The sequence below is a fragment of the Rhodoblastus sp. genome (assembly GCF_019449565.1).
Classification (GTDB): domain Bacteria; phylum Pseudomonadota; class Alphaproteobacteria; order Rhizobiales; family Beijerinckiaceae; genus Rhodoblastus.
Genome location: NZ_JAGRPM010000036.1, coordinates 1 through 8,128, shown reverse-complemented (window position 1 = coordinate 8,128; position 8,128 = coordinate 1). Strand labels below are relative to the sequence as shown.

Genomic DNA, 8,128 nt, shown 5'->3' with positions numbered 1-8,128 from the left:
GATCATCCGCGAATCGCACAAGGCGGGCGACCGGATCGACAATCAGCGCTTCAAGGACATTTTCAGGGAGCAGTTGCAACTCGTCGCGCTCGATCCCGAGCGGGCGATCGCCGCCTTGCCCAAACTCGCGCCTGCCGGAAGCCCGGAGGCCGCCAAGGCGCTGGAGGCGCTGCATCTCATGATGGACGCGCGCGGCGCGCCGCCCGAAGAAGGCCAGCGCCGGCTCACGCAGGTCGAGCAATTGTTGGATCCGAAGGCGAGCAAAGCCAAAGCCCTGGGAGGCGGCAAGGGGTGAAACGACCCCTCAAGAAGGTCATTTTGCCAGTTTGGAAACGATGGCCCGCATTGCGCATTCATCGATCCCCGCCGCGCTTGCCATGGCGGGATTATTCCCGCCGACAAGGCCCGACGCCGCCTTGATGTCTTCGATTGATAGATGCTCGGTCCTATGCGTCATCAACTCAAGCAGTTTCGGAATTTCGTCAGGCGGGAGCGAGCCGTCTGAGCGCAATTTTTTGAGATAGTCTTCGAGCTCAGCTTCGGAGAGAGCTTCTTGCAAACGGAGTTTTCGCAGCAATGTCGCGGCTTGCATGTTCGGCTCCGATCTGGCGACAACAACTTGCGATGCTTTTCGCGCCGGAAAGCGATATTGTCACCCGACGACCGGTTCGCCAAGATTTAAAGGAAGGTCTGCCGATACCGCGCCCTCGAAAAGACGCACGCACACGAAAACGCCCTCCGATAAATCCGTCAAATTCTCAGTAGCAATGGCGAAAGCCGACAGATTTTTGATAGATTTGCCGCCACGCCCACCGGCGCTTTCGGACGAGGCAGCCATGCCGGAACAAGACAACCAAAAAATGACCGAGGCGAGGGGCGCGCAGGCCTATTCGCTCGACTCGATCATCCGGCTCTGCGCGATAGCCGCTCTCGTTTACTGGTCGATCGTCCTCATTCAGCCTTTTCTGACAATCGGCGCCTGGAGCGTGATCCTTACGGTTGCGCTTTATCCAGCTTATGATTGGCTCGTCGTGAGGCTTGGGGGACGCCGGCGCATTGCGGCCGCCGTTCTGACCTGCTTTTGCTTGGCGATCGTCATCGGGCCGGCGCTGTGGCTGATCCTCGCAATCATCGACTCACTCGGCCTCATTTCGGAATGGTTCGACCCCAAGAGTCTTTTGGTGCCGCCCCCGCCGGCTCGGCTTCAGACCTGGCCCTTGATAGGAGAGCCCGCATATCAATTTTGGACGCTTGCCTCGGCGAATCTGGATGCGGCCTTTGCGAAGATCGCCCCCCAGTTGAAATCGACCGCCGCCGGCCTTCTTCAGGTCGCCGCCGACGCTGGGGCCGGCGCGCTCCGATTGTTTGTCGCCATTGTCATCGCAGGGTTTATGTTCGCGCCGGCGCCTGCGATGGTCGAGGCGACCAGAAGGCTCGCTCGACGGCTCTCGCCGGACCGTGGCGACAAATTCGTGAGCATGACCGGCGCCACGATCCGGACCGTTTCGCGCGGCGTCATCGGTATTTCCGCATTGCAGGCGGTTCTCGCGGGCATAGGATTTACGCTCGCGGGCATTCCCGGCGCCACTCTGCTGACATCGGCGACGCTCTTGCTGGGCATCGTTCAGATCGGGCCGTCTTTGGTCATTCTCCCAGCCATCTTGTGGGCGTGGATGTCGATGGAAACCCTGCACGCATTGCTCTTCACGCTCTACATGGTTCCCGTCAATTTCATAGACAATCTCCTCAAGCCGCTCGTCATGACCCGTGGCCTCTCGACGCCGATTTTAGTTATCCTCATCGGGGTCATCGGAGGCATGATCGCATATGGCGTCACAGGCCTGTTTCTTGGACCTATTATTCTTGCCGTTACATGGGATTTATTTTCAAGCTGGACACATTCTGAAGGTTCCAACTCGCCACAGCCGTCGCTTCCGACACAGCGATAACAAGATCAGATCGGATGCGCCAAAGCGCATCCGATCCTTTGCGGCCTTGTCGAACAATCGCTAGGCGGCGGGGCGCGTGCCGCGGGAGATCACTCCGTCAAGGCGAAGCCGTGATAGCCGTTCTCAGCGACCTCCGCGCATTTCCGGCGATAGGTTCCGACGCCGCCGGTGTAAGACAAGACGCGGCGCGGCTTGCCCGGCACATTGGAGCCGGTGTACCAGGAATTGGTCTTCGAGATGAGCGTGGCGTTCGCGGTTTCATCGTGGTGGCGCACCCAGCTTTCTTCCAGTTCGGCCGTGGGTTCGATCACCGCGACGCCCTTGTCGCGAATATAGCGGATGCAGTCGCTGATCCATTCCGTCTGCTGCTGCAGACAGGTCGTCATGTTGCAAAGAGCGGCGGAAGGCGCCAGCGGCGCGCCGGTCATGAACAGATTAGGATAGCCATAGACCTGCATGCCATAGGTCGTGCGGATGTCCTTGCCCCAATCCTGCTTGAGGGAGCGGCCGTCGCGGCCCTGAATGTCGATGCGGGTGAGCGCGCCGGTGCCGGCGTCGAAGCCGGTCGCCAGAATGATCACGTCCAGTTCATGAACGACGCCATCCGCCGTCTTGACGCCTTCCGGAACGATCTCGACGATCGGATTGTCCTTCACGCTGACGGCCTTCACATTCGGCCGGTGATAGACTTCGAGATAATTGGTTTCGAGCGGCACGCGATGGGTCCCGAAACCATAATCCTTCGGGATCAGGATGTCGCACAGCTCGGGGTCCTTGAGGCGCGCGCGCATCTTTTCGCGCACGAATTCGGAGATTTCCTCGCTCACGGCCTCATCGAAGAACATTTCGGCGAAGGAGGCGAGCCACAGTTTCAGCGAGCCGTTGTGGTGGATTTCCTCCAGCACCTCGCGCCGGCGCTCGGGCGTCAAGGCGGCCCAGGTGTAGAGGAAATCATATTCGAAGCCGGTGAAGGTGTGGGGCAGCGTCTTCTTCAGCTCGGCGAAGCGATCCTTATAGGCCTTGACGTCGCTCTCGTTGAATTTCGGGTTCTTCATCGGCAGCACGAATTGCGGCGTGCGCACGAAAACCGTCAGTTCCCCAACCTTGTCGGCGATGGTCTGGATGACCTGGATGCCGGTGGCGCCGATGCCGATGACGCCGACCTTTTTGCCCTCAAGTTCGATCGGCTCGTGCGGCCAGCGCGCGGTGTGGAAAATGCGGCCCTTGAAACTGTTCTGGCCGGGGAAGATCTCGCTCAGCGGCGCAGAGAGCATGCCGCAACAGGTGATCAGGAACTGGGCGTCGATCGTCTCGCCGTCCTCCGTGCGGATCAGCCAGCGACGCGTGTCTTCATTGTAGCGCGCGCTGATGATCCGCGTGTCGAGCTGGATGTCCTTGCGGAGATCGAGGCTGTCGGCGACGTAATGCATCCAGCGTTCGATTTCCGGCTGACCGGGAAAGCGCTCGCTCCAGCTCCAGCCTTTGTACAGCTCTTCCGAGAACAGATATTGATAGATATAGGCTTCGGAATCGAAGCGGGCTCCGGGATAGCGGTTCCAGTACCATGTGCCTCCGACGTCGGAAGCCGCGTCGTAGGCGCGAACCTTCATCCCCATATTGCGCAATTGATAGAGTTGGTAGAGCCCGGCGACGCCGGCGCCGATGATCGCCGCGTCGAGCCTGGTCACGCCTTCGATATTCCGAACGACTTCGTTCATAATCGCAATTCCTCCAACTGAACGCCGTGGCGCTTCGTTATTTGCTGTCTGGCGGGACGCGCGGCGGCTTCGGCTTTGATTGATTGGACCCGCGTCTCGAAAATTAGACTTCGCGCCCGCGAAGGTATTGAACGGTCCGAACGATTCTTTGAACGATCCGGTCTTTGAACGATCCCGCGCGGCGGTCCGGCCCGAAGCCCGGCCCAAGTTTTTGCCCGCGCGCAAAAATCCGCCGATTCGGGACATTGCCCGCCGTCCGCGGGCGGCGCGCCGGCGCTGGCGATGATTCACTGACGCCCCGCCTTGAATGACGCGATAGCCCGCGGCGCCTCAGCCGAAGGGATAATCAAGCAACGCGTCGCTGGCGGCAGGGGAGGAAAAAGTGAAAATCAGACGAGCCTTGACCGCCGCGCTGGCGTCCACATTGCTGCTTGCCCTCGCGGCCGTTCCGGCCAGGGCGGGTTCGGAATTGCAACCCGGAACGACGACAGGCCTGGCGATTGGCGCCCCCTTGCCGGAAGGCGTGTATGACCTGACGCTGCCCAATTGGGGCGCGCGCGCCACCCACCCCGCCACCAATGTCGGCGTTCTCACTCCACTCTGGATCGTGTGGTCGACTCCATGGACCATTTTCGGCGGCCGGCTCGGCTTCGACGCCGCGACCCCGGTCGCCCAGGTCAGCATCGACAATCCGGTCGGCTTGAACAAGGCCGGTTGGGCCAATCCGCTGGTCGAAATGAGCCTGAAATGGGATCTCGGCAATCACTTCTATCTTGGCGTCCACGAGGGCGCGCATCTGCCGGTCGAAGGCCCGCTGGAGCAGATCGGCGTGGGCTATAACTTCGCATCCTTCATGCAGGTTGTCGCCTTTTCCTATCTCAACGACGGCTGGAACCTGAGCGCGACCTTCGTTTACGGCACGGGCCGCAACGGGACGACGCCGGGCTCTTTCGCGCCGTCCTGGCTCAATTACGACCTCACCGCGACCAAGACATTCGGGAAGTGGGAGATCGGCCCGATCGCTTTTGGCTCGGCCGATCTGTCCAGCCCCTATGCCGGTTACGCCCGCCAGAGCCAGTTCGCGATGGGCGGCCTAGTCGGCTATAATTTCGGGCCGCTCAACCTTCAGCTCAAGCTGACGACCGACCTCGCCGAACGTAATTATGGCGGCAAGGACACCCGGATCTGGGCAAATATCATCGTCCCGATCTGGCTGGCCGCTCCGCCCCAACAGCAGATCGCCGCGAAATATTAATACTCCCGCGCGGCGGCAAGGCCGCGGCCGCTTTCACAGGCGGCCGCGGACAAGCTTGTCATCGGCGCGCAAGCATATCAAATTCGCTGGCCGACTTGGTCGAGCCAAGGTCGAACACGAGGCGAAATCGTCCGGGCGATCAGGCGGACAAGCTGAACATGACGCCGAAAAACGTCAGAGGCTGCGCCACGGGGAGGGTTGATGCTGGCGTTGGACCGCGCTCTGCTTCTGGACGCCCATGGGCGTCCGATTACGAAGCATTGCAAGACGAGTTCGAACGACTGGGAGGAAGTCCAGGACTTCTCCAATCGCTTCTACATGCCCTACACGGTTACGCCGGTCGGGAAGAGCCTGCGGCCGAAATCCATCATGTACGCTACCAACATCAACCGCATCGTGGTGACGCGATTCAGTTACGGCGTGCCGATCTATCTCGACAATTTCGACCCCGCTCACGGCAAGATCATCGTCCTGACGACGCTGCGCGGCCATCTCAAGCATTCGGTCGGCGCGAACGACAGCGCGATCACCGCGCGCGGCGAGAGCTTCGTCGCCGATTGCAGCCGCGCCGAATACTGGCTCGAAGGCGACGCCCAGCATCTTCAGATCAACCTGACCATTCCGCATGACGTCGTCGCGGAGGTCGCGCGGAGCTGGTTCGACGCCACCCCCGACGAAAGATTGTGGCGCGAGATGGTGAAGTTCGGGGGCGGCGACTCGAGCTGGATGGCGCTGCTCGAATATGCCGCCCGGCTGTTGTCCGAAGCGCCGGAAAAGCTCGCCGGCGGACGAATCGGCGCGCATCTCGAAGAAGCGATCTGCGTGGAATTGCTGCGCAACTGGGCGGGCGTGGCCAAGGTCTCCCTCACGCGGGAGCCATGCGGCGCGGCGCCGCGCCATGTGAAATGGGCGGAGAATTTCATCCGCGCCGAAGCGGCCAAGGCGCCGACCATCGCGGAAATCGCGAATGAGGCGGGCGTGAGCGTCCGGGCCTTGTCGGACGCCTTCCGACGCTTCCGCAATACCACCCCGGGCGCCTTCCTGCGCGAGCAGAGGCTTCAGGGCGTGCGCGATGCATTGCTCGCCGCCGGCCCCGGAGAGACCGTCGCTTCGATCGCCTCCTGCTGGGGCTATGTGAATTTCGGCATGTTCGCCCGCGCCTATCAGCAGCGCTTCGGCGAACTGCCGTCGAAAACGCTTGGGCGAGCGCGCGACCGCTAGGCTTGCGCAAATTGCCGCCGAATTGGGACATTTTCCGCCGCCGTGAGGCGGCGCCTCCCGTTTCGCCATGATTAATTCCGGGATGCGGTTCGCAATCCGCACGCTCGCCGGCGAATCCCCGGCGGGACCAAAAGTTTCAAGGCGCCGGTAAAGCGCGTCGCAAAAAACAACCGGGAGGAAAGAGTGATCGTCAATTCCTATTACAGCCAGGATAACCACGGCCCCTACGAACTCTATGACATCGGCGACTTCGCCCTTGAGGAAGGCGGGACCATCAAGAACTGCCAATTGGCGGTCGCCACTTACGGCAAGCTCAACGCCGCCAAGGACAACGCCATTCTGATCACCACCTGGTATTCCGGAACGTCGAAGATCATGAGCGACGTCTATGTCGGCGAGGGGCGCGCGCTTGATCCCAACAAATATTTCATCATCATCGTCAACCAGATCGGCAACGGCCTATCGACCTCGCCGCATAATACCGACGGCCCGAATGGCATGGCCAATTTCCCGAAGGTCCGCATCGCCGATGACGTTCGCGCCCAGCACAAGCTGCTGACCGAGACCTTCGGACTCGCCAGCCTCGCTCTCGTGACCGGCGGCTCGATGGGCGCGCAGCAGACCTATGAATGGGCGGTCGCCTATCCGGACATGGTGCGCCGCGCGGCGCCGATCGCGGGCACAGCCAAAACCACCGATCACGATTTTCTGTTCGCCGACGCCGTGCGCGACACGCTGCTGTCCGACCCGAAATACAACGGCGGCGCTTATGCCGCGTCGTCGGATGTCGCGGCGGGCCTGCGCAATCAGGCCAAGCTCTGGTCGGTCATGGGCTGGAGTACGGAATTCTATGTTCAACAGCGCCCCAAGGTGTTGGGCTTCGAGACGATCGCGGATTTCATCGACGGCTTCATGAACGGCTATTTCGGTCCGATGGACCCGAACGACCTGCTGTGCATGGCCTGGAAATGGCAGCGCGCCGACGTCTCCCGCCACACGGGAGGCGATCTTGCCGCCGCCTTGAAGCGGATCACGGCCAAAACCTTCGTCCTGCCGATCCTGACGGACATGTTTTTTCCGCCGGCGGACTGCGCCCGCGAGGCGGATCTGATTCCCGGCGCCGAATTGCGGGTGCTCAAGACGGTCGACGGTCATCTCGGCCTGTTCGGAACCGACGCCGACTATGTGCGCCAGGTCGACGCGCATCTCGCGGAATTGCTGGCCATTCCGGCCTGAACGGCGCCGGGCGGTTTGACATCCGTGGCTTGTTTGTGAACCATCTATCGATGCGACGGGGCAAAAGCCGCCGCATCGCCATAAGCCTGAAAAGTCGAAAACGACAAAGGCCATAGGGAGGACGTGACCGTGGGGACGCTCGTGCCGCCGGAAGACTTGCCCAATTGGGTGCCCGGAGACGTGCTGTGCGCCAGCGACGATCTGGGATGGAAGAACGTTTTCCTTCGCGCCTACCATTATCTTGGCCAGGATGTGATCGTGCCGGCGATGCGCGATTTCATGATCGTCGGCTACCGTCTCGGCGCCACGCCGATGCAGCGGCGTTTCGATGGCCAATGGTCTCATGCGACCTGCGCGCCGGGCGCCATCTCGCTGCTGACCCGCGCCGAGCAATCGCATTGGTTCTGGAGCGAGACCATCGACGTCACCCATGTCTATTTCTCGCAGGACCTTGTTCTGGACGTCGCAAGCGAGATCATGGAGCGTCCTATCGCCGAAGTGACACTCGCCGATGTCCTACATCTCGAAGATCCGGCCATCACTTTCGCGCTACAGGCGATCGCGTCCGAAGCGCAGGCGCAGGGGCTTGGAGGCCCGCTCTATGTCGAGACTGTTGATTGCCACTGAGAACTGACCCGCTTTGGGCGGGCATTTCCACTGAGATTTGACCCATGTTTGAACTTCTCCCGGCTGGCGTCAGCGGGGGTCTTTGGAGTGATAGACATGGCGTTATTGAGCGTTATCCGGCG

7 protein-coding genes and 1 pseudogene are annotated in these 8,128 nt (G+C 61.2%); 6 read left to right on the top strand and 2 right to left on the bottom strand.

Going from position 1 to position 8,128, the window contains the following annotated elements; all coding sequences use genetic code 11:
• Window positions 1-295: pseudogene (locus QZ409_RS08520) on the top strand (hypothetical protein); the annotation flags it as partial.
• Window positions 296-313: 18 nt separating this feature from the next.
• Here QZ409_RS08520 and QZ409_RS08515 read toward each other — a convergent pair.
• Window positions 314-592 (bottom strand): hypothetical protein, encoded by a 279-nt coding sequence (locus QZ409_RS08515; protein WP_296709375.1) that lies wholly within the window; start codon window positions 590-592, stop codon window positions 314-316.
• Between the two features lie 244 nt (window positions 593-836).
• Here QZ409_RS08515 and QZ409_RS08510 point away from each other — a divergent pair, with 244 nt between their 5' ends.
• Window positions 837-1,949, top strand: coding sequence for an AI-2E family transporter (locus tag QZ409_RS08510; protein WP_296709373.1), 1,113 nt, complete (start codon window positions 837-839; stop codon window positions 1,947-1,949).
• An 89-nt stretch (window positions 1,950-2,038) separates the two neighbouring features.
• Here QZ409_RS08510 and QZ409_RS08505 read toward each other — a convergent pair whose 3' ends face one another.
• The gene (locus tag QZ409_RS08505) at window positions 2,039-3,667 is read right to left on the bottom strand and encodes an NAD(P)/FAD-dependent oxidoreductase (protein WP_296709370.1); all 1,629 of its coding nucleotides are present in this window, start codon (window positions 3,665-3,667) and stop codon (window positions 2,039-2,041) included.
• Window positions 3,668-4,049: 382 nt separating this feature from the next.
• On the opposite strand from QZ409_RS08505, the gene QZ409_RS08500 reads away from it, so the two are divergent.
• From QZ409_RS08500 to QZ409_RS08485, 4 genes are all read left to right on the top strand, one after another.
• Complete coding sequence (locus QZ409_RS08500; protein WP_296709367.1) at window positions 4,050-4,922, top strand: transporter; 873 nt, start codon at window positions 4,050-4,052, stop codon at window positions 4,920-4,922.
• A 201-nt stretch (window positions 4,923-5,123) separates the two neighbouring features.
• Window positions 5,124-6,143: a helix-turn-helix transcriptional regulator gene (locus QZ409_RS08495; protein ID WP_296709364.1), complete on the top strand. Its 1,020-nt coding sequence runs from the start codon at window positions 5,124-5,126 to the stop codon at window positions 6,141-6,143.
• A 183-nt stretch (window positions 6,144-6,326) separates the two neighbouring features.
• Window positions 6,327-7,379 (top strand): alpha/beta fold hydrolase, encoded by a 1,053-nt coding sequence (locus QZ409_RS08490; protein ID WP_342394831.1) that lies wholly within the window; start codon window positions 6,327-6,329, stop codon window positions 7,377-7,379.
• A 123-nt stretch (window positions 7,380-7,502) separates the two neighbouring features.
• Complete coding sequence (locus QZ409_RS08485) at window positions 7,503-8,006, top strand: hypothetical protein (RefSeq protein ID WP_296709361.1); 504 nt, start codon at window positions 7,503-7,505, stop codon at window positions 8,004-8,006.
• The last annotated feature ends 122 nt before the right edge of the window (window positions 8,007-8,128 follow it).

Coding starts and splice junctions, on each gene's coding strand:
- QZ409_RS08515 (WP_296709375.1), bottom strand. CDS start 592: ATGCAAGCCGCGACATTGCTGCGAAAACTCCGTTTGCAAGAAGCTCTC.
- QZ409_RS08510 (WP_296709373.1), top strand. CDS start 837: ATGCCGGAACAAGACAACCAAAAAATGACCGAGGCGAGGGGCGCGCAG.
- QZ409_RS08505 (WP_296709370.1), bottom strand. CDS start 3,667: ATGAACGAAGTCGTTCGGAATATCGAAGGCGTGACCAGGCTCGACGCG.
- QZ409_RS08495 (WP_296709364.1), top strand. CDS start 5,124: ATGCTGGCGTTGGACCGCGCTCTGCTTCTGGACGCCCATGGGCGTCCG.